The organism is Streptomyces sp. NPDC019396 (assembly GCF_040632375.1).
In the GTDB taxonomy this organism is placed as follows: domain Bacteria; phylum Actinomycetota; class Actinomycetes; order Streptomycetales; family Streptomycetaceae; genus Streptomyces.
Genome location: NZ_JBEYBS010000009.1, coordinates 36,830 through 61,644, shown reverse-complemented (window position 1 = coordinate 61,644; position 24,815 = coordinate 36,830). Strand labels below are relative to the sequence as shown.

Sequence of the window (24,815 nt, the reverse complement as noted above, 5' to 3'; positions counted from 1 at the left end):
GTCATGCCTTGACCAGCCCGGTGGCGGCCAGGGCGTCGGCCGCGGCGGCGACGGTGTCGAACGGCAGCCCGGACCGCTCGGCGACGTCCAGCAGACTGTGCTCGCCGTCGGAGAGACTGAGCACCCAGAGCATGGCCATCTGGGCCTGCTTGGTGTCACTGCGGCCCCCGAGCGCGTCGTACAACCCACGCCGGCCCAGCTGTGGTTCGCCGTAGGGGCTGAGGTTGACGTAACGCCGGTTGCGGTCGAGCACGGCGAATGCCTCGCGGCACAGGGCGAGCGTGTCCGCCATCGCCTCCGGGGAGACGAAGTCCAGGTTGTCCGCCGAGGTGTGGTATTCGGGGTAGCCGGCGTACGGGGTCCGGCTGAGCGAGCCCACGCCGAGATCGAACCCGGGCGAGCAGAACTGCCGCTCGTCGTAGCCGTACGGCGTGAACTCGGTGATGTGGTGCGGGCGTTCGGAGGCGTCCAGTGCGTGCCGCATCACCCGGTCGATCTCGGCGTCGCCGCGCCTGCTCTGCTTGTACGTCAGCCGGCCCGGGTCGCCGGCGCAGGCCAGCACAAGCCCGTGCTTGACCCGCTCCACCCGCTCCGCGTTGCGGGCCAGCCAGGTGATCGCCCCGATGGTGCCGGGTGCGAACAGGAACCGGTAGGTGTAGTGCGGTGTCTGCTGCGCCAGCGCCCGGGCCAGGAACGTCGCCACCGCGATTCCGGCCAGGTTGTCGTTGGCCAGCGACGGGTGGCAGACATGGCACGAGACGATCACCTCGTCGGCGACCTGCCCTGGGACCACGTGCTCGGCGTAGGTGAGGTGTCCATCGGTCAGTGTGGAGTCGACGCACACCTCGTACTCGCCCTCCGGCAGCGCGTCCAGGGTCTCCTGGGCCAGGCAGAATCCCCAATCCGGCTTGTAGTAGCTGGTGCGGTAGGGCACCCAGGCCGGGTGGTCCGGCAGGGTGTGCAGGTGTCCGCGCAGCTCGGCCAGCGGCATGGTCGCCGACACCGGCACGCTGTAGCCGAGCACGTGCAGGCTGGACGCGGCGAAGTCGACGACCCGGTGGCCGGCGGTGTCGGCGATGTACGCGTCCTTGATGTTCCACTCCTGCGGCACCGTCCAGTCGAGCACCTGCGTCCCGGTCGGCACCTCGTGCACCTGCAGCGGGATGTACTCGCCGACGATGTCCAGGGTGGCGCGCACACCGTCGCCGGTGATGCTCCGGCACAGCGGGTACAGCCGCTCCACCAGCCTGTGCATCGCTTCGCCGGCCTCGGTCATCGGCGCCACCGCAGGGTGTCGTCGACGGCGCCGGCGTCGCACGCGGCGCGCAACACGGCAAGCCGTGTGAAGCGTCGCTCGAAGTCCTCCCGGGTCAGACCGTGTTTCCGGTAGGCGTCGGCGAGTTCGAGCGCGCCCTGCTTCACCGTCCACTCGCAGTCGAAGCCGGGCACCGCGGCGCGGAAACGGGAGAAGTCCACCCGGTACGACCGCGGATCGGCACCGGTCTCCCCGGTGATCACCACCTTCGAGCCGGACACCGCCTCGGCGACCTGCTCGGCGATCTCGGCGACCGTGACGTTGTTGGTCTCGCTGCCGATGTTGAAGGCCCGGTCGTGCACCGCGTCCCGCGGCGCGGCCAGCGCGGCCGTGAAGGCCCGTGCGATGTCGGCGGCGTGCACCAGCGGGCGCCAGGGAGTGCCGTCGGAGAGCACGAGCACCTCGCCGGACAGGAGCGCGTGGCCCACCAGGTTGTTCAGCACGATGTCCGCGCGCAGCCGGGGTGAGTAGCCGAAGGCGGTGGCGTTGCGCATGTACACCGGGCTGAAGTCGCCGTCGGCCAGCGCGTGCAGGTCGTCCTCCACCCGCACCTTGGACTCCGCGTACGGCGTCACCGGCCGCAGCGGCGCGTCCTCGGCCACCAGGTCGTCACCGCCCGCGGCGCCGTAGACCGAGCAGGTCGACGCGTACAGGAAGCGCCGCACTCCGGCGTCGCGGGCCAGCCGGGCCAGCCGCACGGACGCGTGGTGGTTGATGTCGTAGGTCAGGTCCGGCGCCAGTGCTCCCAGCGGGTCGTTGGACAGGGCGGCCAGGTGGATCACGGCGTCCACCCCGGCCACGTGCTCGGCCGTGATGTCGCGCAGGTCCACACGGGATCCCGTGGGGGCACCGCCCACGGGCGCGCCGGCGCCGACTGGGGTGGGGGCACCGCCCAAAGGCGCGCCGGCGCCGACTGGGGGAGGGTCCGCGGGCGGTGGGCCCAGCACGCAGTCGGCGAACAGGCCGGCGTCAAGCCCGGTGACCTCGTGCCCGGCGGCCGCGAGGACCGGGGCCATCACGGTGCCCAGGTAGCCCTGGTGCCCGGTCAGCAGTACGCGCAAGGTTCATTCCCCCAGGTTGAGAGTGAGTTTGGTGACGGCGAACGCCTCGGCGTAGCGCGCGTGGCATTCGATGCCGCGGATCCGCGCGAGACCGAGGAAGGCCTCGCGGTCGTACCAGGGCCGGTGCCGTTGCGAGGGGTAGTGCTCCTGCAGCAGCCGCACCTTCCGTTCGGCGACCTCCGCCGAGAGCGGCTGGTACGCCGCCGGACGGCCGAGATCGCCGTCCCACTTGACGATCTCGTAGCCGAGCACCATGTGGTCGCGGAACGCGGTGGTCATCAGCTTCGCCAGACCGCGGTGATCCTGGTGCGCGTCATCGGTACGCGGAGCCAGCACGAGATCCGGCTCCGTCCCCGCGCGCAACTCCTCGACCGCGGCCTTGGCCTCTTCCCAGTGCGCGGGCAATCGGCCGTCCGGCAGCTTGTGCACGGTCAGCCGCAGGTCGGCGCCCGGGCAGAACGCGGCGAGCGCGGCCTGCTCCTCCTGCTCCCGCTCGCTGCCACCGCCGGAGAGCACCAGCACGTCGACGCGGATACCCGGCCGCGCGAGGCACAGCGTCAGCAGCGTCCCGCCGGCGCCGATGGCGATGTCGTCGCAGTGCGCGCCCACCGCGACGATCCGGTCCAGGCGCCCGGCCACGAGCCGGATCACGCTCTTGCTCCGGAGCCGTACCTGCCGCCGGTCGCCCCCGCGCCGCCGTGTTCCCACACGGCCCAGGGGCGGTCGCCCCGGGCGTAGGCGTCATCGAGCGCGGCCCGCTCCTTCACCGTGTCCGTCGGCTTCCAGAAGCCGCGGTGCTGGTGCGCCACCAACCGCCCGCGCTTGGCCAGTTGGGCGCAGCCGTCGGCGACCAGGTCCCCGTTCTCCGGGATGTGGTCGAAGACCTCCTGGCGGAGCACGAAGTAGCCGCCGTTCTCCCACAGCGGCATGTCACTCACCGCCGTGATGCCCCCCACCAGGCCGTCCTCGCCCAGCTCCACGCAGTGGAACGAGGACTGCGGCGGCACCACCATCATCGACGCACCGGCGTCGCGACGGGCGAACCGGTCGATCATCTCCGGCAGCGGGGCGTCGGTGAGCACGTCGGCGTAGTTGGCGAGGAACATCTCGTCGCCGTCCAGGTGGTGCCGCACCCGGCGCAGCCGCTCACCGATCGGTGACTCGATGCCGGTCTGCGCGAACGTGATCGTCCAGGAGGCGATGTCGGTGGACAGCAGCTCGGTCCGCCCGCCCCGCAGTACGAAGTCGTTGGACGTCGTCTCCTCGTAGTTGAGGAAGAAGTTCTTGATGTGGTGAGCCCCGTACCCGAGGCACAGGATGAACTCCGTGTGCCCGAAGTACGCGTAGTAGCGCATGACGTGCCAGATCAGCGGCCGCGGGCCGACCATCGCCATCGGCTTGGGCACGTCGTCTGCGGCACCGCTCCGCATCCGCAGTCCATAGCCGCCGCAGAACAGTACGACCTTCATGCCTTGACCTCGACAATGCTCAGTTCCGGTATGGGAAAGACCAGCCGGCCGCCCCAGGCGTGCACGAAGGACAGCTGCTCCACCAGCTCGGCCCGCAGGTTCCACGGGAGGACGAGGACGTAGTCCGGTCTGTCGGCGGCTATCTGCTCGGGCGGCAGGATCGGGATGCGGGTGCCCGGGGTGAACCTGCCGTGCTTGTAGGGGTTGCGGTCGACCGTGTACGGGAGCAGGTCGGGCCGGATGCCGCAGTGGTTGAGCAGGGTGTTGCCCTTGCCCGGGGCGCCGTAGCCGACGACCGTCTCGCCGCGCTCGGCCGCCTCGATGAGGAACCGCAGCAGGTCCCGGCGCACCTTGGCCACCCGGGCGGAGAAGTCGGTGTACCCGGACAGCTCCTGGAGCCCGGCGGCCTTCTCCCGGGCCAGCACGTCGGCCACCCGCCGGGTCGGCTCGCCGGCCACCTCGACCGGCCGGGCCCACAGCCGGATGGAGCCGCCGTGCGTGGGCAGCAGCTCGACGTCCACGAGCGCGAGTCCGCCGCTCGCCAGCGCCCGGATCGCGGACGCGACCGTGTAGTACTGGAAGTGCTCGTGGTAGATCGTGTCGTACTGGTTCTCCTCGATCAGGGTCAGCAGGTGCTGCACCTCGATGGAGACCCAGCCGTCGTCGGCGACCAGGACGCGCAGCCCCTGCGTGAACCCGACCACGTCGGGGATGTGCGCGTACACGTTGTTGGCCACGACCAGGTCCGCCGGGCCGTGCTCGGCGCGGACGCCGGCGCCGGTGGCCGGGGCCAGGAACTCCGTGAGCGTGGGCACACCCGCGTCCCGCGCCGCGGCACCGACGTTCACCGAGGGCTCGATGCCGAGGCAGCGGATCCCGCGGTCCACCATGTGTCTCAGGAGATACCCGTCGTTGCTCGCGACCTCGACCACGAAGGAGTCGGAGCCGAGGCCCAGCCGCCGTACGGCGTCGGCGACGAAGGTGCGCGCGTGCTCCACCCAGGAGGTCGAGTAGGAGGAGAAGTACGCGTACTGCGTGAACGTCTCCTCCGGCGTGATCAGCGGAGGGATCTGCGCGAGCCAGCAGTCGGTGCAGACCCGCAGGTGCAGCGGGTACGCCGGTTCGGGCTGGTCCAGTTGGTCCGCGGCGAGAAAGCTCTCACACGGCGGGGTCGCCCCGAGGTCGACGACGCTCACCAGCGCCGCCGAGCCGCAGAGTCGGCATCGTGTCATCTCCTGCCCCCATCCCGCTCGCGCGGGTGCCCCCGCCGCGAGCCAGTGTTTTCGTCACGTGACAGCGGCGGGCTGTCCCCGCCGCCGGACCGCACCGCGATCGCGGTGCGGTACCCGTCCACCAGGCGTTCCAGCCCGACGGCCGGGCTGAAGTCCCGCTCGTAACGGCGCCGGGCCGCCTGGCCCATCTCCCGGTTGCGGGCCGAATCGGCCGTGACCCGGCGCAGGCAGGACGCGAGCGAGCCGGGCCCGCCCGGCCGGTGCAGCAGCCCGGTCACCCCGTCCTCGACGAGTTCGACGAAGGCGCCGTGACCGGCGGCGACGGCCGGGACCCCCGCCGCCATCGCCTCCACGACCACCAGGCCGAACGCCTCCAGCCACGTGGACGGAGCCACCACGGCGACCGACCGCGCGATCGCCTGCCGACACTGGGCCGGGTCGTACAGGCCGACGTACCGCACGTCGTCCCGGCCCGCCGCCCAGTCGGCCACCTCTCGCTCCAGCGGCCCCGCACCGGCGACCGTGAGCGGCACGCCCACACCGCCCTCTGCGGCGATCGCGTCCCACGCGGCCATGAGCAGCCGCACACCCTTGGCCTCCGCGAGCCGCCCGAGATAGAGCAGATGCTCGCCGTCGCCATCCCGGCGGGCGCCCGGGTCGGGCACGAAGTTGTGCTTCACCGCCAGCCGCTCGGACGGCATGCCGGCCCGCACCAGGACGTCGCGCTGCGCCGCGGAGATGCAGAAGAACCGCTCCACCCCGGACCACCAACGCCGCCGGTTGACCGACAGGCTGACCGCGAGCGGCACCGTCGCCAGCCGCGAGCTCCGGTAGCAGCCGTGCCGGACGGCGGGCAGCGGCGCGGACCGGACGCACTCGGTGCACGGCCGGCCGTCCCGCTGCAGGGTGCCGGGCGGGCAGACCTGGGTGTAGTTGTGCAGTGTGGCGACGACGGGTACGCCGGCGTCGGCGCAGGCGGCGAGCACCGCCGGCGACAGGAGCGGGAAGACGTTGTGGACGTGCACCACGTCAGGCCGCTCGGTGCGGAGCCGGGCGGCGAGCTCCGCGCGGACCGCCGGGTTCCACGGCACCAGCAGCGGAATCGCGGCCTTGCCCAGCAGGGACCGGGCGGCGATGTCGTCGCTGCGCCGCTCGAACACCTCGACCCGGTGGCCGGCGCCGCGCAGCAGCGCCACCTCCTGGTCGACGACCTTGTTCTCGCCGCTCGGCTGCGCCGAGGCGTAGCGGTTGTGCACTACGAGAACGTGCATGCTCAGGTCACCTCCGATCTCATGGCCCATCGCGGGATCCGCCGGCGAGGGGCTTCGGGTGCCGAGAGGGGAGCGGCCGCGGGGGGTGCCGCCAGCAAAGAGGCGGCCACGGCCAGATGCAGCAGATACGGCGAGGCGTCGCCCAGCCCGGCCTCGGTGTACGACGCGATCGCGCAGTAGCTGACCAGGAAGATCGCGCAGGCCCTCGGCAGCGACGGCGGCCGCAGCAACGCGACTCCGCCCAGCACGGTGATGATCGCCGCCACCAGGGCGACACCGGTCATACCCTGCTCGTGGTAGACGGCCAGCCAGCTGTTGTCGATCGGCAGCCCGCCGAACGACTTGTCGCCCAGGCCCGCGCCGAACAGGGACTCCGAAGTCGTCCGGGGGGCTGCCAGCAGCGCGTTCCAGACCTTTGCCCGACCGGTGAGGCTGGTGAAGTACTCCTGGCTCTGTCCACGCAGGAACCACGCCTGCAGCGCTGAGCCGAACCCCACCGCGGCCACGGCGGCGCACAGCACCGCCCAGGCGAAGAACCGGCGGGCGGCGGCGCTGGTCATGATCAGCGAGCCGATCGCCAACGCCAGCCCGATGAGCAGGCCGATCGTGGCCGTCCGGGTATGGGTCAGCGCGAGCAGGACGAGTGCCGGCACGATGACCAGCGCCGCGCTGCGCGCGTCGGTCCGGCGGCCCAGCACGAGCAGCACGGTCAGCCCGATGATCACCGCGGCGTACTGTCCGATCTGCGGCGGGGTGAGCGGCCACAACGCGCCGACCAGCCGTCCGCCGTAGAGCTCGGGCATGGCGGCGCCCGGTGAGACGACCGCGCCGGCGGCCACCGACCCGAGCACCACGAAGTAGATCCGTATGTGGTGCCGGACGAATGTCAGTCCGCCGTCCCACCAGCGGCTGAGCAGCCACAGCGTGCCGACGAAGAGCGCCAGCCGGGCGCAGCGGAACAGCGCGCCGAACCCGGACTCCAGGTCCGCGCTGGACATCACGCTCGGCACCAGCAGCAGGGTGAGCAGGAACACGAAGGCGCTGGCCCGGATACGCAGCCGGAGGTTGACCGCGAGCGCCAGCGCGAACGCGGCGGCCAGTGCGCCCATGGTGACCATCTGGATGAGGGAGCGGGGCAGCGGGATGACGGTCTTCGCCCCGGCGGAGCCGAGCGTGTTGAGGACCAGCAGTCCCCAGACCGTCCCGACGACCTTCGACGTCTGGTCCGTGTGGTCCGGGCTCATCTCAACCACCGTCCTGCGCGCGGAAGGTGCTGCCCGCGTCCTGCTGGTACGGCGTGCCCTGCCACTGCCCGGAGTCGAGTATCCGGCTCGGGTCGTGGGCGACGAACTTCCATGGTCCGAGGTAGACGTTGTCGTGCCAGCGGTTGTCCTGCTTGCGGGTGATCGCCTCGGCCACCCGCTCTCCCTGGTACGGCGACCAGTCCGGATAGGTGCCGTAGTTGGCCAGCACCGCCATTCGGTCGCAGTCCACCATGCAGGCGACGACGGACTTGTCCAGCACGAAGCGGTTGCTGTGGATGTCCACCCGCTGGGTCTTCCACCGGCAGTCGGCGTAGAGCGGTGCGGTGGCGATCGCCGGCTGTGCGCACCGGCCGGTGTTCTCCACCAGTAGCGTGCAGTCACCGGACGAGGCGTTGGCCGGGCTGTTGCAGAACCGGTCGGCATTTTCCCACAGGGTGATACCGGACCAGTTGTTCTCCAGCACGTTCCGGTAGATCTCGATCTTGTCCGTGCGGGCCCGGACCCGTGGTTCGCCACCGGACTCGGACAGGTAGACGGTCGCGAACGGGAAGGTGTCGCCGCGGTCGGCATGCCTGCGGCCCTCGACCCAGTTGTTCCGCCGGATCGTGTTCTTCCGGATGACCGCGTTGTAGCTGGTCTCGTAGATCAGCGCGGCACCGTCGTTGGCCTCGAGCACGTTGTCCTCGATGCGGAAGTCGTTGTTGTTGGTGTCCGCCCACAACCCGGCACCGCGGTTGTCGTGCACCCAGTTGCCGCGTACGTCGGCGCCGTTGACGGCCCAGAACTTGACGCCTCCGGTGCAGCCGCAGCCCGGCCGCCGCCGCTCCCAGTCGTCCCTGTTGTTGCCCGTGATCTCGTTGCCCTCGACGACCAGGCCGCTGATCCGGCCGGTGGCCTTGTACGCGTTCATGCCGTACTGACCGTTGCCACGCAGGCAGCTGGCGCGGACACGCTGGCGGGCACCGGCCATCAGCCCCGCGCCGGTGTTGTTCTGGATCGTCGCGTGCTCGATCACCCACTCGTCGGCCGAGTCATGGTTGACCACGCCCTCGTCATGCGGCGCGACGAAACCCTGCACCGTCAGATAGCGGATGGTGACGTTCCGGGCGGTGCCGCCGAACGCGTACTGGTTGGTCTTGCGGCCGTCGAGCACCGCGCCCGGCGCGCCGAGGTAGCTGTTCCCCTCCTTGGGGATGACCTGGGCGTAGCGGTCCGGCTCGAGCCTGTGCTGACCCGGTCGAAGCCAGAACACGGTGTGCGGCGGGCTGTTCCTGGTCTTCGCGGCCAGGTCACCGGCCACCGCCGGGTCGACCGTCACCGCACCTGCCGGCGCCTTCGCCGGCCCGGCCGCGGGCTTGGCGCACACCCGGGCCACGGACGTGGACGGCGCGGCGGTCGGCGCGGCGGTCCGCTCCGGCCGCGCGTCCGGCGCGCTCTCACAGCCGGCCGCCGCCAGCAGGGCCAGCGCCAGCGGTGCCGCCGGCAACGCCCAGTGCCGCCACTTGATCCCCACCCGCCCCCCTAGCCGTGGAACCTGAGCACGGTGGTGAACTCCCCGGACAGCGCGGTGCCGTCGGCGAAGCCGGTGCCGACCAGCGTGGTGGCGGGTTCCTTGCGCCCGAAGCCGGCGGAGTACCAGCCCAGCGGCGGGTCACTCTCGCCGCGATGCGCCCGCCAGCAGAGCTGGGCGGGGAGGTCGAGAGCCGCGGAGCGGTCCTCGCCGTCCCGGGTCCAGGTGAGCACCGCCCGGTTCCCCACCAGGTCCGCGGTGATCGCCGGGCCGAGGTGGAACGCCAGTCGCACGGCCCGGCGCGCTCCGCGCACCTCGTCCACCACCCGCAGTTCCTCAGCTGCGGCCCTCAGCTCCACCCGGCGCCGGTGCACGGAGCCCTCGTAACCGTCGTGTTCGGCGCACCAGCGGGCCGTCCCCCGGCCGGAGGCGTCGGATGTGTCCGCGACCAGGACCCGGCTGCGGGCCTGCCGGGTCCACAGGAACGGGCCGCCGGAGACGGACTGGTCACCGCCGTCCAACTGCAGGGTGTTGTGGGCGAGGGTCGACCGGAAGTACTGCCGCCACTCGGGCTGCCCGTGGTAGCAGAACGTCCCCGGGTCGGCGAGCACGTCGACCCCGTCGTGCCGGACCTCCACGGACAGCGCGTCCGCGTGAGCATGCGCGGCGATGGACAGGAATCCGTGCGGACCACCGTCGCAGCGGCACCAGATCTCCGCCGGACCGCGCAGGATCGTCATGCCCGCGTCGGCGAAATGGGCGGGTCGGCTTGCCGGGCGGGACACGGCCGGTGCCGTGGGCCGGATGAGCGCGGCCAGCAGCGGGGTGCGCACGTCGGTGCCGGTCACCGCCGGCCACCAGGCGAGCCGGCCGAACACGACGTCCCCGGTGGCCAGCAGCGAGGCCCAGCGGTCGGTGCCCGCGCCGTCCACGACCAGACCGTGCCCGTCGTCCGCGTCCCCCTGGCGCGGCGGCCGTAGCCGGTTGTCCACGACGGCCGCGAGCGCGTCGGTCATCCGCAGCAGCACCAGCCGGATCGACGCGGGCACCGGCACTCCGGCGGTGTCCGCCTCGGCCACCGCGGCCAGGCCGAGTTCCAGCACCAGTCCGTGGTATTCGGTGGCCAGCTCGCGGTTGAGGCCGGAGGCGAAGGTGTTGCCGCGCAGATGCCGTTCCAACGAACTCAGTGCGTCGGCCTGCCAACGCGCTGAGGAGGGGAACCACCCGAACGCGCAGGCTGCGGCGAACTGCCCGGCGGCCTCGGCGATGACGTGGTTGTTCGCCGACGACCCCCGGCTGGGGAAGGCGGCCAGCCAGCGCTGGTGGTGCCAGATCTGGTGGAGCGCCACCGGATTGCCCTCGAACAGCCCGGCCGCACCCGGCCAGCCGTCGAGCAGCCGGCGGATCCACACCCAGGACAGCAGCCGGATCCCCAACTCGATACCGCTGGTCCAGTGAACCCCGCGCAGCGGCGCGTTGACCGCCCACCACGACCGCAGGTGCTCGGCCACTCGCTCGGCGTACCGCTCGTCCCCGGTGATCGCGTAGGCGGCGGCGAGCACCGTGAGGTACTGGTGCCGGGACAACTCCCAGATCTGCTTGATGTCCCCGACCGCCTCCTCGTCCCGGTACGGCACGTCGAAGGCGTAGCCCCACGGAGCCCGGCGCCCGGTCCTGGGGTCGTACCACCAGTCCGGGTCGGCCAGGTCGTCGCGGTCCACCCCGAAATACTCGGCGCGCCCGGCCATCAGCCGGTCCGCCTCGGCGATGAGACGTTTCGCGGCGTCCGGAGGTATCGCGGCGACCGTCCCCGCGGGCAGTACCGCGGTGAACCGGGCGCCGGTCACTCCCGGGCAGTCCGGCCGCGCCGACCGCCACCACCGCCTGCGCGCCGCGTCGCCCACCCGGCCGCCGACCTCCCGCGGTCCCATCCGGGACAGCCGCCGCAGGTACCAGCCCGCGCTCATGCTCATCGCGCCCTCGCCAACGTCACCGGGGCACCGGCGACCAGGCTGGCCTGTACGGCGAGGGTGGCCGACGTGGTGGCGACCAGCGACTCCAGCGGCACCGGCATCGGACCGCCGGTCCGCACCGCCTTGACGAACGCGGCCAGCTCGGCGGACTGACCCTTGTCCCGGGCCTTGGGCAGCCGCGAACTGACCCACCGCTTGCGGCCGTAGACCGAGGCACGGACGAAGTCGTCGAGCCGCAGTGCGCGGCCGTCCGCGACCAGGTCCAGCGTCTCCTTGGGGAAGCCGGCCGGGCCGGTGGTGACATAGCTGACGGTGGCCGTGGAGCCGTCCGGGTAGCGCAGCACGACCTGTAGATCCTCGTTGCCGGGCGTGGCGATCGCGTACACCGAGACCGGGTCGGCCTCGAGCAGCCAGCTCGCCGTGTCGATGAAGTGCCCGCCCTCGCCGGCGAACCGCGAGCCCTCGGTGCCCTGCTGGAGGTACCAGCTCCCATGCTGCAGCCGCCCCGCGTTGACCAGGTAGCGGATGCTCGCCGGGCCGGTCCGGGCGCCGAACCGCCGCCTGGCCTCCCGCAACAGCGGAGCGAACCGGCGGTTGAAGCCCACCTGCAGCCGGTCGTTGCCGGATTCCTCGACCGCCGCGAGCACGCCGGACAGCTCGTCCCCGGTGAGTGCCAACGGCTTCTCCACGAACACCGTCTTGCCGGCCAGCAGTGCCCTGCGGGTGAGTTCGGCGTGCGAGCTGTGGCGGGTGACGACGAACACCGCGTCGATGGACTTGTCGCCGAGTACGGCGTCGAGATCGGTGGTCGCCTCGGCGAAGCCGAACTTCCGCTTCGCGTTGGCCGCGGACAGCGCCGTCGTGGTGACGACCGTGGACAACTCGACGCCGTCGCGCTGTGCCAGGTGCGGCAGCAGCATCGACGTCGCGTAGTTCCCCGCGCCGACGAACGCGAGCCGCACCGGTGTCTTGGCCGACCGGGCCGGAGCGGGGACTCCGCCGTTGCGCCGCACCGCGGGCACGGCCACCGCAGTGGCCTCCGTTTCCGCAGCCTGGCCGGGGTGGGCGGGATACCGGAACAGCACGGCCACGGCCTTCAGCGCGCCGTCCTTCAGGCTCCGGTACGTCTCGACGGCGTCGTCGAAGTCGGCGATGTGGGAGACCAGCGGCTCCACGTCGACCGGTCCGCCGGCGAGGAGGTCGAGGAAGCACGCCAGGTTGCGGCGCTCGGTCCAGCGCACGTAGCCGATCGGGTAGTCCCGCCCCTCGAGCTCGTACTCCGGGTCGTAGCGCCCAGGGCCGTAACTGCGGGAGAACCGGACGTCGAGCTCCTTCTCGTAGTACGCGTTCCACGGCAGGTCCAGGCGGCACTTGCCGATGTCGACGACCCGGCCGCGGTCCCGGCTCAGCCGGGCGGCCAGCTCGACGGGCTGGTTGCTGCCGCCGCCGGCGGCCAGGTACACCTGGTCCACGCCGTGACCGCCGGTGAGTTCCGCGACGGCGTTCTCCACGGCCGTGGAGGCGGGATCGCCGCTGGCCGCGGCGCCCAGGCGCTCCGCGAGCCCGCAGCGCACCGGGTCGGGGTCGACCCCGACGACGCGGACTCCCGAAGCGGCAAGGAGCTGGACCACCAGCTGCCCGATCAGCCCGAGGCCGATGACCAGCGCGACGTCGCCGAGCTGTGGCTCGCCGCGGCGCACGCCCTGCAACGCGATCGACCCGACGGTGCCGAAGGCCGCGTGCCGCGGAGCGAGGCCGTCCGGCACCGGGGCGTAGAGGTTCTTCGGCACCCAGTTCAGCTCGGCGTGCAACGCGTGCTCGTTGCCCGCGCAGGCCACGAGGTCGCCGACCTTCACATCGTCGATCCCGGCGCCGACCTGCTCGACCACCCCGCACAGCGAGTAGCCCAGCGGCGTGTAGGAGTCCAGCTTGCCCATCACCTTGCGGTAGGTGGCGGGCACCCCGTTGGTGGCCACGCTCTGCACGACCTTGGCCACCTGGTCCGGCCGGGAGCGGGCCTTGCCCAGCATCGACATGCCGGCCTCGGACACCTTCATGAGCTCGGTGCCGGTGGATATCAGCGAGTAGGCGCTCCGGACGAGCACACCGTCCGGCTTGCACCCCGGCACCGGCACGTCGAGCAGCGCCAGCTCGCCGCTCTTGTAGTTCTGCACTACCTGTTTCACCCGAAGTCCTCTTGTCTTTACGCCGTCGGTGAGTTGTGGCCGGACCCGGAGGTCGCGCCGCGGTACCAGTACTCGAGGGTCAGCACATGCCACAGATGCTTGGAGAAGTCCCGCTGCCCGGCGGCGTCTTCGGCGACCATGCGCGCCAGGGCGTCGCGGCGAAGGAACCCGGAGCGGACGAGCACGCCGTCGTTGACCACCTCGCGCACCAGCGGTGCCAGGTCCCGGCTCATCCAGGCGCGCAGCGGGGCGCTGAACAGGCCCTTGGGCCGGTACACGATCTCCCGGGGCAGGACCGAGGCGGCCGCCTCCTTGAGGACGGCCTTGCCCTGCCGTCCCACGATCTTGCGGTCACCGGGCACGGCGAACGCCGCCTTGACCACCTCGACGTCGACATACGGCACCCGCACCTCGGTCGACGCGGCCATGCTCGAACGGTCCGTGTAAGCGAGGTTCAGGCCCGGAAGGAACATCCGGGCGTCGCCCAGGCACATCCGGTTGACGAAGTCGTCGAGGTCGTTGTCCTGGTAGACGTCCGCATGCTCGGTCAGCACGTCGTCGACCGCCTGGGCCAGGTCCGGATCGACCAGGTCGAGCAGCTCGGCCTGGTCGTACATGGTGTAGCTGCGCCGGAACGCGGTCTCCTCCGGCAGATCGGCGAAGGAGAGGAACCGCTTCGCGAAGCGCACCGAGCGGTACCCCCGGCGGGCCGTGGCGACCGGCAGCCGGTCCACGGCCCCGGACAAGCCGCGCCGCAGGGGCCGCGGGACGCGCTGGTAGCGCAGCGCGATCAGGTTGGCCAGGTGCTTGCGGTAACCGGCGAACAGCTCGTCGGCACCCATTCCCGAGAGCATCACCTTGACCCCGGCCTCCCGAGCGGCCGAGCAGATCAGGAAGGTGTTGATCGCGGCGGGGTCGCCGATCGGCTCGTCCAGGTGGTACGTCATCCGCGGCAGCAGGTCGAGCACATTCGGAGCGATCTCGATCTCATGCAGGTCGACGCCGAACCGCTCGGCCACCCGCCGGGCGTAGCGCAGGTCGTCCGGCATCGCCTCGAACCTGGCGTCCTCGGCGCGGAACCCGATCGTGTAAGCGGAGATCCCGGGTCGGTCGCGGGCCGCCAGCGCGGTCAGGTAGCTGGAGTCGAGACCCCCGGAGAGGAAGGTCGCCACGGGTACGTCGGACAGCAGGTGGCGACGGGTCGACTCCTCGACGATGGCGGCGACATCCGGCTGCTCGCCGTCCCGGGCCCGCTCCCGGGCCTCGGCGGCGACGTCCCGGAGATTCCAGAACCGGCCGCGCTCCACCCGGCCGTCGGGCCGGCACCTGAGCCAGCTCCCCGGCGGCAGCTTCTCCGCTTCGCGGAACGCGCACCGTGAGTCCGGCACCCAGTAGTACAGCAGCGAGGCCACCAGCGCCGCATGGTCCACCTGCAGCGACCCGCCGGTCACGGCGGCGAGCGCCTTGAGCTCGGATGCGAACACCAGACCCTCGCCGCGCCGGAGCAGGAACAGCGGCTTGATGCCGAGCTGGTCGCGGGCGAGCACCAGCTCACCGGTGCGCTCGTCGAAGATCCCGAACGCGAACATGCCGCGCAGCCGGGGCAGGCAGTCCGTGCCCCAGCGTCGCCAGGCCTCCAGCAGCACCTCGGTGTCGGAGGTGCCGCGGAAGCGCACCCCGGCCGCTGCCAACTCGGCACGCAGCTCGGGTGCGTTGTACAGCTCCCCGTTGTACGTCAGGACGAGGCCGTCCGAGACCATCGGCTGGGCGCCGGTCCCGGACAGGTCGATGATGGCCAGCCGGCGGTGCCCGAGGTGTACTTCGCCGTCGCCGGCTTCGTGGCTGTACCGGCCCGCGCCGTCCGGACCGCGGTGGGCGAGGGAGTCGGTGAGCCGGTCGGTCACGACCTTCCCGTCCGGCCAGCGGTAAGTGCCTGCGATGCCACACATGTCCTACCGTGCCTCCTGGTCGCTGTCCGGGACCCGTGCCGCCCGCACCGGCGGCCGCTCCGTCCCCCGCCGTCCCTCTCCCACAGCCTGAACGGCGTGGGAAGTACCCCCACCGTTCTGCAGGGCCGGCCGCTCGTGCTGGCCGCGCAGCGCGGTGTGCAGCCCGTTCCACAGCGTGCCGTCGGTCCGGTCACGCGGATCGGGGTCGATCAGCACCACACCGATCACCGGAATGCGCTGGTCCGCGAGCTGCCGCGCCACGGTGTGCAGCCATGCGGCGCTGCCGTGCCCGGCACGCACGACGAGCACGGTCTGAGTGCCGAGGTACTGGAGGTCGGTCCACGCCGTGCCGGGCGCCACCGAGCCGACGCCGAACGGGCGCTCCTGATGCGACACGGCCGCGGCACGCTCGCCGCTGACCACGGTCGGGTCTCCCGGCTTCGGGCGGCGGCCCGCGAGCTGCGGGCCGGGCAGCCCGTCGATGACGACCACCGGCCCCTCCGCGGCCAGTGCCCTGGCGAGATCCAGAGCGATCACGCTCGTGCTGCGCGCACAGCCCAGTTCCAGCAGCGACACCGGTTCCGCCGAGCCGCGCACGGTACGGGCCAGGGACGAGGTGAGCTGTTCGCGTGCCGTCCGGATACGCCGGCGCTGCCACGGCATGGCCGAGCGGCCGGGCAGCTCCGCGATGACCGAGGCGCCGAGGTTGGCCGCGATCTCCCGGCGCAGCACGGGGCGGTCCGCCACCACTGTGCCGACCGCGGCCACCGCGAGCCCGAGTGCGAGCCCGAGGACGAGACCGATCGCGGCGTTGGTGGCAGCGGTCCTGGGCAGGGAGTGCCGCACAGCGCGCGGGGCGTCCACGATCTGTGTGCCGGCGATGAGCTGGGGCGCGCCGATGCGCGCCTCCGCGGCGCGCTGGTCGAAATCGGCGATCCGCGAGGTGAGTTCGGCCCGGCGGGCGAAGAGCGACTCCATGTCCGCCGACGCGTCCGGTCCGCTGTCCGTCGAGCCCTCTCCGATCGCCTTGTTGACCTGGGCGAGTTCGTCCCGCAATCGGTCACGCTGGTCGAGCAGGGTCTTGGCCTGGGCGTTCGCGGCTTCGCGTATCCGCCTCACATGGTCCGCGACGAACGCATCGGCCAGGGCCTTGGCGCGAGCCACCGCTTCCGCGTCGCTGTCACCTGCCACATCGATCTGCAGCAGGTTGTTGGTCAGGCCGACGCCCCCGTAGTCCTGCATGAAGTCCTCCGGCTTCTCCGGGGACTCGAGGGACTGCAGGGCCTTGCCGGCGATCCGCGTGGTTTGCAGCAGCGCGACATCGGTGCGGATCAGCGTTCCGGGGTCGTTCGGCTGGTCCTCCTGATGCGCGACCAGCACCTTGGTCACCGCGGTCGGTGGCGGCGGCAGCAGGACCGCCACCGCCGCGCCGATGAGCAGCCCCAGCAGTGCAGCGGAGCACCAGAGGCGCCGCCGTCTGCGCACCGCCACCACCAGCGCCTGCAGGTCCAGCAGCGGAGCGGCGGTCGAGGAATCCGAAGTCGTACTCGTCGTCACCCTGGACCTCCCGTCGCGTCGTCGCCCACCGCGAGCGCGGGCGCGGCGGCATGCCGACGGCGGCCGGCAGACCGTGTCGGACGGGCCCGGACCGCGCAGGCGAGCACGACGCCGACGACCTCGTGCCTGGCGTCCGCACACGCCCCGGCGATGCCGGCGAGCTCACCTGCGGTCCAGTTGCCGGCGCTGAGCACGACCAGGACGCCGGACTCGCTGTCGCGGTCCGGCACCATCGGCTGGGACATCGAAACCCCCACCACCCGCAGCATGGGTCCCCTGCTGGACGAGCCGGAGGAAGGATCGCTCCCGGCCTCGGCGACAAGCTGACCGGCGGCCCGGCGGGCGATCTCGTCGCCCTCCGGGACGACAACCAGCAGCCGCCGGGGGGCCGGCAGCTGGTCCCGTAGGCGGGCGCAGACCCGCCGGTAGCGGATCTGCCTGCTGGCCTCGTCGCCGGAGGTCTGCGGGGTCGGTACGTCCCACCGGACGTCGGTGCCCAGCAGCCGGCGGACCAGGGCCCGTGGGCCACGGCCTTCCGGCCGGTGCACGAGCCGTTCACCAGCTACGTCGACGGTCCCCAGGGACGCCGAGCCCAGCGCCGCGGCGATCTCCGGTTCGGTGCGCAGCCGGCGACTCGTCCGTGCGGCGGTGAGATGGCCGATGACCGCGAGCAGGAAGAACAGCAGCGCCCCGGCGGCGATGAGCTGTGTCCTCGTCGGCGGTGCCTCACCGGCCGGCCGGGCCGCAGGCCCCATGACGACCATGTTGGCCTTGTTGGCAGCCGGGTCTGCCTGGTCCAGCTTGTTGATGGCCTCCTGCAGCGAGGTGCGCAGCTTGGCGAGCTCGGTGCGGGTCTGCACGCCCTCCACGGTCTGCCCGGGATCGGCCGTATCGGCCAGCTCGGTGATGCGGCGGCTGGTCTGCACCACCATCTGCCGCAGTGCTTCGGCCCGCGCCGCTGCTTCGGGGTCGGTGTTGTCGCCGACGATCCGCGCGGCGAACGTGACGAACTGCTGGGCCACCTGGTCGGCGAGCCGCTGTGCGCGCTCCGGGGTGTCGGCCGTGCCCGAGATCTTGACGATGTTCCCCTCGGCGGCCTGGGCGCTCACCCGATCCCGCAGTTCGCTGCCGCTGACACCGGCCCAGCCGAGCGTGGTGGCCGCGCGGTCGACCACCACCGAACTGGTCGCGACCTGCGCCTGAGTCAGCAGCTCGCGTTCCTCCCACGCCCCCGGCAGCAGTACCGACGCCGACGTCGTGTAGCGCGGCGGAAACAGCAGAGAGGTGCCGTAGCCGACGAGCGCACCCACCACGGTGAGGATGGTGAGAAGCCGCCAGCGCCGACGGACGATCCGCCCGATCGTGACCAGGCGTATGGTGTCATCGCTCAACGGCGCGGCCTCTTCCCTGGCCGGTACGGGCCGCCCGCCGACGCCGGAGCGTGGTCACGGCAGGCAGCGGCGTAGGCGGCGAGCAGCGACGCTTGCGAGTTCCGCCAGGAGAGTGGCCCGCTGATCCGCTCCTGGCCGATCTCGCCCATCCGGGCCCGCTTCTCCGGATCGTCCAGCAGCAGCGCGATGAGCTTGGCGAACTCGGCCTCGTCGTTGGCGGGCGCGTAGACGGCGGCGTCACCGGCGGAGACCCGCGCCTCCCGGAGGTCGAACGAGACGATCGGCCGGCCCATCACCATGTACTCCAGGACCTTGTTCATGGTCGACACGTCGTTGAGCGGATTGCGCGGGTCGGGGGAGAGGCACACGTCCGCGGTGGACAGGTAGCGCACCAGGTCGGCGTCCGGAACGCGCCCGGTGAACTGCACCTGCTCCGAGAGCCCGAGCTGCCGGGACAGCTCCACCATCGCGTCGAAGGTGTCGCCGGCGCCGACGAACACCGCGTGCCAGTCGGTCCGCCCGAACTCGTCGCGCAGCTTCGCGAGGGTCCGCAAGGCGTAGTCGACCCCGTCCTGCGGGCCCATGACGCCTAAATAGCACAGCAGATGGGGCTTGCCGCGCTTCAGCTCCGGCTCGGGCGGCACGGGGTGGAACCGGTCGATGTCGGGTGCGCTGCGCACCACGAACACGTCCGCCGGCCGCCGGCCGCCGCGGCGCACCGCGACGTCCCGGTAGCTCTCGTTCGTGGCGAGCACCACGTCCGCGGCGCGGTAGGTCAGCCGTTCCAGCGCGCACACGGCGCGGTAGAGCAGATCCTCGCCGCGGCCGAACCGGGAGAGGTACAGCTCGGGTACCAGGTCGTGCTGGTCGAAGACGAACCGCGCTCCGCGCCGCTTCAGCCACAGCGCCGGCAGGAACAACAGGTCGGGCGGGTTGCAGGCGTGGACCACGTCGACCGGGCCGACCTTCCGGGCCAGCCGGACCGTGTGCCACAACGCCGATCCGTACTCCCGCAGATAGCCGGCCGGCCCTCCGGTGGCCGCGCGCAACGGGTAGCGGTGGATCCGCACCCCTTCGATCTCCGCCTCCGGCTCCGTGTCCCGCCTGTTCCCCTGGGGACAGATGACGTGCACCCTCCAGCCCGCGTCGCGCAGCGTCGTGCACTCCTGCCACACCCGCCGGTCGAACGGCACCGACAAGTTCTCCACCAGGACCAGCGCGCGCCGGCTCGGCCGGTCGCCGCCGGCTGTGTCATTGAACGATGCGTCACCAGGCAAGGCCCATGTACCCCGGTTCGGCCCGACGCGCCTCGGCGTCGGGAAGGCGGATGAGGTCGACAATCACCGGGCCGTCGCCGTTGCCACGGGGCAGCGCCGACAGCACGGCCGGATCCCTGGTCCCGACGAGGCACACCTCAGCGTGCTCGAGCACTTCGTCGACGGAGTCCGCGAGCAGCTGCGCGAGGTGGGGCAGCCGGGTCTCGATGTACTCGCGGTTCGCCCCGAGCAGTCGGGAGAGGCTCACGTTGGCGTCGTAGATCCGCAGGTCGTACCCCTTGCCGAAGAGCCTCTCCGCCAGCTCGACGAGCGGGCTCTCGCGGAGGTCGTCGGTGCCTGGTTTGAAGGACAAACCGAACAGGCCCGCCCGGCGCTTGCCGGTGCGCTCGACCAGCTCCACCGCGCGCTGCAGATGGTCGGAGTTGGAGGGCAGCACGTGGGCGAGGATGGGCACCGAGACGTCGGCCCGCCGCGCCGCGTGGACCAGGCTGCGCAGGTCCTTGGGCAGGCAGGAGCCACCGAAGGCGAACCCGGGCCGCAGGTAGGCGGGGCTGATGTTCAGCTTGCGGTCCGCCAGGAACACGTCCATCACCTGGTGCGAGTCCACCCCGAGCGCCTGGCACACCGCGCCCAGCTCGTTGGCGAAGCCGATCTTGAGGCCGTGGAACGCGTTGTCCGCGTACTTGATCGCCTCGGCCGTGGGGACCGGTACCCGGAACACCTCGCTGGGCAAGCCGTCGTACAGCGCCATCACCACGTCGCCGCTGGCCGGGTCGAGCTCGCCGATGACGGTCTTGGGCGGGTCGAAGAAGTCCTGCACGCTCGTGCCCTCGCGCAGGAACTCCGGGTTGACCGCGACCCCGACATCCACCCCGGCCGTGCCGCCGACGTACTTCTCCAGGATCGGTACCAGCAGGTTCAGGCAGGTGCCCGGGAGCATGGTGCTGCGGAACACGACGGTGTGCCGCCCACCGCGGTCCGCCAGCGCGGTGCCGATCTGCTCGGTGACCCGCTCCAAGTACGTGGTGCACAGGCTGCCGTTGGGTTCCGACGGCGTGCCCACGCAGACGAGCGACACCTCGCTCTCCATGACCGCCTGGCGGACGTCGCCGGTAGCGCGTAACGCTCCCGTCCGCACGACCTCGGCGATGAGCTCGCCGATCCGTTCTTCGACCACGGGGGCCTTGCCGTCGTTGACCAGGTCGACCTTCACCTGGTTCACGTCCACCCCGATGACCTCGTGACCCATGCTGGCCAGGCACGCGGCCGACACACAGCCCACGTAACCGAGCCCGAAAACGCTGACCCTCATGACCCGTTCCCCTCCCGAGGCAGGCCCTTACGGCCTGCGGTCCGCGCGCCGGCTGGCCGGTTGAGCCGCACCTCTCCGCGCATCAGTAGGCCCCCTGCCCTTGGAGCACCGCACGCAGCGTCTTCCACAAGATCACTGTGTCCAGGGCGAGCGACCAGTCCTCCACGTACCGCAGGTCCAGCCGGACCGCCTCCTCCCACGACAGGTCGCTGCGTCCGCTGATCTGCCACAGGCCGGTGAGTCCGGGCTTGACCAGCAGCCGCCGCCGGATGTCCGGGCCGTACGCAGCGGACTCCTCCGGTAGCGGAGGCCGGGGACCGACGAGCGACATCGATCCGGTGAGCACGTTGAGAAGCTGCGGGAGCTCGTCGATCGAGTACCGGCGCAGCACCGCTCCCACCCGGGTCACCCGCGGATCCCGGCGGAGCTTGAACAGCAGGCCGGCGCCCTCGTTGCGGTCGGCCAGCTCGGCACGTGCCCCGTCAGCCCCGGCGACCATGGTGCGGAACTTGAGAATGGTGAACTCACGGCCGTCCTTGCCGACCCTGCGCTGGCGGTAGAACGCCCCACCCCGGCTGTCAACCAGCACGAGCAGCCCGACGAACACCATCAGCGGCGCGAACAGCATCAGCAGGATCGCTGCGCCCATCCGGTCGACGACCGCTTTGACCGCCCGGCGGCCCCCGGTGAAGGTGGGCATGCTGACCCGCAGCAGCGGGATCCCGAGCACCGCGTCGACGTGCAGCCGCGGACCGGCCACCTCCATCAGCACGGGGGCCACGACCATCTCGGCGTCGCTGCCTTCGAGGTTCCAGGCCAGCCGCTGCAGCCGGTCCGGTGACCAGTGCGGGTCGGCGGTGACCGCGACGACACGGTAGCCGTCGCTGCGAACGTGGCCCGCGACGTCCGTCAGCCGGCCGACGACCGGCACTCCGTCCAGTCGGTCACCGTCGAGCCCGAGACCGTCCGTCGTGCACACCGCATCCACCCGCCAGCCGAGGTGTGGGAACTTGCGGGTCCGGGTGATCAGGTCGCCCACGGTGGCCGGGCTCCCGGCAGCGAGCACCGGTCGCAGGCACCGTCCTTCCTTCCGCTGTTTGTACAGCCAGAGGCGCAACAGATACCGCGTGGTCATGGTGACGAGCGCGATCGCGGGGATCGCGACGAAGATCCAGAGTTTGATGTTCTGCGAGGTGAGGGCGATCCCGCCGAGCGCCAGTACGACGGTCGCCGTGAACAGTGAGCGTCCGAGCCGCCGGAATTCCTCGGCGCCCTGGCCGAGCACGGCCGGAGCCCACGACCGGCTCACCGCAAGCGCCCCCAGCACCAGCAGCTCGGTGCCGAAGGCGAGAATTCGCCACTTCTCGTGCCAGTTGGCCGCGTCACGGGCCCCGAAGAAGTTGCCGACCGTCGCCACCACGAAGGCGGTGGCCACGATATCGCTAGTGATCACGGTACGGCGGTACCGCTGCTCCCAGTCGATCGCGGGCTGGCTGATTGCCCCGTCCGTCAGTCGCCCGCGCGCTGACGGAAACGGGCTGACTAATCCCCCTTGCCGCACAGAACCCCCCAGGTCCCCAGTGGTACGACGTTTTCGCTCGACGCTGTTCCGCCCCGCGGGGGCCCCGCTCCCCGCGCCGCGCTGTTCCTCCCCGCGGAAGACATCCGCCCCCGGCGCACGACTTCCGGGGTATTTCCGAGCTACGTGACAATCCACCCTGGCGGCAGCAGACTCGCATGTCCTGCCAGGCTCTCGAGGTGCGCTGGAACCCGTCGAAACCCCGGGTGCTCCCCGCACCCAAGGCCCTTCTCGGGCCCAGATATTGATCCCCCGCGGCTGGCGCCGGGGACGCGACTGCTGGCTTTCCGTAGCGCCGGACCACTAGATCATTAACGGTCGCCTCGTGTTCGAACAGCTGAAGCACGATCAATCTAGACCATCGGGGCCGGTATGTAGAGAGGATGTGTGCAACTTGTGGTCGATCTTTGAGACTTGATCCATCGACCGGCGACCGCCTGGGAGTACGTCGACGCCGCCGCGCGCTCCAGCGGCCCGCCCGGCACCCCGGACGGGCCTCCACGCGCCGGCGGTCCGGAGATCCCCGGTCGCACCGCAGATCAGGTTGAGCACACCGGGGGGCGGGCACCGCGCGGCGATCCGGGTGAGCAGGGCCGTGGGTACAGCGGGCCTCCGCTCGCGCCCGGTTCGGCAACGACTTTCCGTGGTTCGTGCCGCGATGTCGGCCGAGGCGCTGATGGAGGGGCCGCGGACAAGAGGAGGCGGTGCTCGAAGTGCGGGGACGTATCTGGTTCTGGTTGTGTCCGGCGATTGCTCCGGAAAGGTGAAAGCAGTTTTCGAACCGCCCCTTCGGGCCTGCATATGTGGCTCGAACAGTCACAGGAGTGCGGAATGCGGTCAATCCGGATTCTCGTGGGCGTCGAATCCCTAGGGAAAGGCCGGTCCGGTCCCGAAAGGCGGAACGAGGATGGGAGGAAGTCCTGTGCGTCAGCTTGTGCGTGGCGTGGCGATTGCCGTGGTGGCCGTTCCGGTGTGGCCTTGCCGCCGCCTGAGGCGGCCAGTGCCGACTCGTACGACCGGCGGCCTCAGGGCTCTGCCGGACCAAACGGGTTTCAATTCCGGTGACTTGTCGGCATGCCGCGCGTGTCGTCACGGCATATCACTGGAATTCGGTAGTGGTAGCTGCATCGGGTTCTGGTGAATTCCCTGATCTCGATGCGCGTCGGATGCGTTTCCGCAGTTCCGTGTCCACGGTCCGCAGGCGGTTGCTCGTTCTGCCTTGTCTCGCTGCACTGCCGATCCTGACCGGCGGTACGGCGAGGTGGCAGTGCCGCTGAGCGTCACAGGCATCCAGTGGCCTGGTGGGACCAGCTCGCCATTCCCGCTCGCTCTGCGGTGTTCCCCTCGAATCCTCTTGTGCAGTTCGACCCGTACGCCGTGCGGGGAGCTGCCTCAATCCTCTGGAAAGGTGCGGTATGCGTACGCGTACGTCTCTCATCTTCGCCCTGGTTCTCGCTGCTTCGTGCGCCGCTTCGACGGCTGTCGCGGATCCATCGGCACCAGGTCTCTTCGGTGACTATGGTCGGGACGGGCTGACGGCGGTCGGGCTGACGACCGATCAGCGTCTGGTGCAGTTCGACGTCGACCGGCCTTCGAGGGTCCGGGCTCTGGGCCGGGTCACCGGTCTGTCCGGAGACGCCGAGCTCGTCGGCATCGACTACCGGGTCCAGGACGGCCGGCTCTACGGCGTCGGTGACCAGGGCGGCGTCTACACCCTGAACACCCGCACCGCCGTAGCCACGAAGGTCTCCCAGCTCACCGTGGCCCTGTCCGGCACCTCGTTCGGGGTCGACTTCAACCCGGCGGCCAACCGGCTGCGGGTGATCTCCGACACCGGGCAGAACCTGCGGCACAACATCGACGACCCCGCCGCGCCGTTCACCACGACCATGGACGGCGCCCTCACCAATCCGACGACACCGCCCTCGACGGCCCTGGGTGTGACCGCAGCCGCCTACACCAACAATGATCTGAGCGCGGCAACGGCCACCACGCTGTTCGACATCGACACCCTGAACGACCGCGTCGTGGTGCAGTCGCCGGCGAACTCCGGCAACCTCGCTCCTACCGGGAGCCTTGGAGTGGATGCCGGCTCCGGGGCGGGGTTCGACATCTACTACGACGCCAAGCGCGGCACCAACCACGGCTTCGCCGCCCTCGCCACCAACGGCTTGTTCCGTCTGTACGGCGTGGACCCGCTGACCGGAAAGGCAACCTACAAGGGGGTCTTCCCCCCGAGCCATCAGGTGGAGGATCTGGCCGTGCCGGTCAACCAGCGATAGGCGGACTGAGGAGCGCGCACGGTATGACCAGCGGCTTCCGGGGACAGGTCACTCCCATCTGCCCCCGGAAGCCGTCGCCGGGATACGCGCTCCGCGCATCGTGCCGGGCAGCGGGGCGCATGTCCGCGCGACGTGCGCCCCGCCCGTCGTCCCAGTCCGTCAGTCGCGTTCTGGGTGCCGGTCGGC

Annotated in this window: 17 protein-coding genes; 1 reads left to right on the top strand and 16 read right to left on the bottom strand. The window is 71.2% G+C overall.

Annotation, left to right across the window (positions count from 1 at the left end; all coding sequences use genetic code 11):
* Position 1 precedes the first annotated feature (1 nt).
* The 16 genes from ABZ532_RS12785 to ABZ532_RS12710 all read right to left on the bottom strand — a co-directional run bounded on the left by ABZ532_RS12785 (position 2) and on the right by ABZ532_RS12710 (position 22,329).
* The gene (locus ABZ532_RS12785) at positions 2-1,276 is read right to left on the bottom strand and encodes a DUF4910 domain-containing protein (RefSeq protein WP_361281824.1); all 1,275 of its coding nucleotides are present in this window, start codon (positions 1,274-1,276) and stop codon (positions 2-4) included.
* Entirely contained in the window at positions 1,273-2,376 is a 1,104-nt protein-coding gene (locus ABZ532_RS12780) for an SDR family oxidoreductase (RefSeq protein WP_361281822.1), read from the bottom strand. The genes ABZ532_RS12785 and ABZ532_RS12780 overlap by 4 nt, the downstream gene beginning before the upstream one ends.
* A 3-nt stretch (positions 2,377-2,379) precedes the next feature.
* Positions 2,380-3,027: a PIG-L deacetylase family protein gene (locus ABZ532_RS12775; protein ID WP_361281820.1), complete on the bottom strand. Its 648-nt coding sequence runs from the start codon at positions 3,025-3,027 to the stop codon at positions 2,380-2,382.
* Positions 3,024-3,845, bottom strand: coding sequence for a glucose-1-phosphate cytidylyltransferase (locus ABZ532_RS12770; protein ID WP_361281818.1), 822 nt, complete (start codon positions 3,843-3,845; stop codon positions 3,024-3,026). The genes ABZ532_RS12775 and ABZ532_RS12770 overlap by 4 nt, the downstream gene beginning before the upstream one ends.
* Positions 3,842-5,077 carry a class I SAM-dependent methyltransferase gene (locus ABZ532_RS12765; protein ID WP_361281816.1) on the bottom strand — a complete coding sequence of 412 codons (1,236 nt, stop codon included), beginning with the start codon at positions 5,075-5,077 and terminating at the stop codon, positions 3,842-3,844. The genes ABZ532_RS12770 and ABZ532_RS12765 overlap by 4 nt, the downstream gene beginning before the upstream one ends.
* Positions 5,074-6,348, bottom strand: a complete 1,275-nt coding sequence (locus ABZ532_RS12760; protein WP_361281814.1) for a glycosyltransferase — start codon at positions 6,346-6,348, stop codon at positions 5,074-5,076. The genes ABZ532_RS12765 and ABZ532_RS12760 overlap by 4 nt, the downstream gene beginning before the upstream one ends.
* A 2-nt stretch (positions 6,349-6,350) precedes the next feature.
* Positions 6,351-7,592 carry an O-antigen ligase domain-containing protein gene (locus ABZ532_RS12755; RefSeq protein ID WP_361281812.1) on the bottom strand — a complete coding sequence of 414 codons (1,242 nt, stop codon included), beginning with the start codon at positions 7,590-7,592 and terminating at the stop codon, positions 6,351-6,353.
* Position 7,593: 1 nt separating this feature from the next.
* Positions 7,594-9,126, bottom strand: a complete 1,533-nt coding sequence (locus tag ABZ532_RS12750) for a right-handed parallel beta-helix repeat-containing protein (RefSeq protein ID WP_361281810.1) — start codon at positions 9,124-9,126, stop codon at positions 7,594-7,596.
* 8 nt (positions 9,127-9,134) lie between these two features.
* A complete protein-coding gene (locus tag ABZ532_RS12745; protein ID WP_361281807.1) occupies positions 9,135-11,096 on the bottom strand; it encodes an alginate lyase family protein in 1,962 nt (653 codons plus the stop codon).
* Positions 11,093-13,282, bottom strand: a complete 2,190-nt coding sequence (locus ABZ532_RS12740) for a bi-domain-containing oxidoreductase (RefSeq protein ID WP_361281805.1) — start codon at positions 13,280-13,282, stop codon at positions 11,093-11,095. Before ABZ532_RS12740 ends, ABZ532_RS12745 begins: the two co-directional genes overlap by 4 nt.
* Positions 13,283-13,299: 17 nt before the next feature.
* Positions 13,300-15,231: an asparagine synthase (glutamine-hydrolyzing) gene (gene asnB, locus ABZ532_RS12735; protein ID WP_361281804.1), complete on the bottom strand. Its 1,932-nt coding sequence runs from the start codon at positions 15,229-15,231 to the stop codon at positions 13,300-13,302.
* Between the two features lie 3 nt (positions 15,232-15,234).
* Positions 15,235-16,788 carry a Wzz/FepE/Etk N-terminal domain-containing protein gene (locus ABZ532_RS12730; protein ID WP_361281802.1) on the bottom strand — a complete coding sequence of 518 codons (1,554 nt, stop codon included), beginning with the start codon at positions 16,786-16,788 and terminating at the stop codon, positions 15,235-15,237.
* On the bottom strand, positions 16,785-18,179 hold the full coding sequence (locus tag ABZ532_RS12725; protein WP_361281800.1) for a Wzz/FepE/Etk N-terminal domain-containing protein: 1,395 nt from the start codon (positions 18,177-18,179) through the stop codon (positions 16,785-16,787). The genes ABZ532_RS12730 and ABZ532_RS12725 overlap by 4 nt, the downstream gene beginning before the upstream one ends.
* Positions 18,176-19,456 (bottom strand): glycosyltransferase family 4 protein, encoded by a 1,281-nt coding sequence (locus ABZ532_RS12720; RefSeq protein WP_361281797.1) that lies wholly within the window; start codon positions 19,454-19,456, stop codon positions 18,176-18,178. Before ABZ532_RS12720 ends, ABZ532_RS12725 begins: the two co-directional genes overlap by 4 nt.
* Positions 19,446-20,768 carry a nucleotide sugar dehydrogenase gene (locus ABZ532_RS12715; RefSeq protein WP_361281794.1) on the bottom strand — a complete coding sequence of 441 codons (1,323 nt, stop codon included), beginning with the start codon at positions 20,766-20,768 and terminating at the stop codon, positions 19,446-19,448. The genes ABZ532_RS12720 and ABZ532_RS12715 overlap by 11 nt, the downstream gene beginning before the upstream one ends.
* A gap of 82 nt (positions 20,769-20,850) precedes the next feature.
* Entirely contained in the window at positions 20,851-22,329 is a 1,479-nt protein-coding gene (locus tag ABZ532_RS12710) for a sugar transferase (RefSeq protein WP_361281791.1), read from the bottom strand.
* Positions 22,330-23,762: 1,433 nt separating this feature from the next.
* On the opposite strand from ABZ532_RS12710, the gene ABZ532_RS12705 reads away from it, so the two are divergent.
* Complete coding sequence (locus ABZ532_RS12705) at positions 23,763-24,629, top strand: DUF4394 domain-containing protein (protein WP_361281789.1); 867 nt, start codon at positions 23,763-23,765, stop codon at positions 24,627-24,629.
* Positions 24,630-24,815: the final 186 nt, after the last annotated feature.

Coding starts and splice junctions, on each gene's coding strand:
- ABZ532_RS12785 (WP_361281824.1), bottom strand. CDS start 1,276: ATGACCGAGGCCGGCGAAGCGATGCACAGGCTGGTGGAGCGGCTGTAC.
- ABZ532_RS12770 (WP_361281818.1), bottom strand. CDS start 3,845: ATGAAGGTCGTACTGTTCTGCGGCGGCTATGGACTGCGGATGCGGAGC.
- ABZ532_RS12765 (WP_361281816.1), bottom strand. CDS start 5,077: ATGACACGATGCCGACTCTGCGGCTCGGCGGCGCTGGTGAGCGTCGTC.
- ABZ532_RS12760 (WP_361281814.1), bottom strand. CDS start 6,348: ATGCACGTTCTCGTAGTGCACAACCGCTACGCCTCGGCGCAGCCGAGC.
- ABZ532_RS12755 (WP_361281812.1), bottom strand. CDS start 7,592: ATGAGCCCGGACCACACGGACCAGACGTCGAAGGTCGTCGGGACGGTC.
- ABZ532_RS12745 (WP_361281807.1), bottom strand. CDS start 11,096: ATGAGCATGAGCGCGGGCTGGTACCTGCGGCGGCTGTCCCGGATGGGA.
- asnB (WP_361281804.1), bottom strand. CDS start 15,231: ATGTGTGGCATCGCAGGCACTTACCGCTGGCCGGACGGGAAGGTCGTG.
- ABZ532_RS12715 (WP_361281794.1), bottom strand. CDS start 20,768: ATGAGGGTCAGCGTTTTCGGGCTCGGTTACGTGGGCTGTGTGTCGGCC.
- ABZ532_RS12705 (WP_361281789.1), top strand. CDS start 23,763: ATGCGTACGCGTACGTCTCTCATCTTCGCCCTGGTTCTCGCTGCTTCG.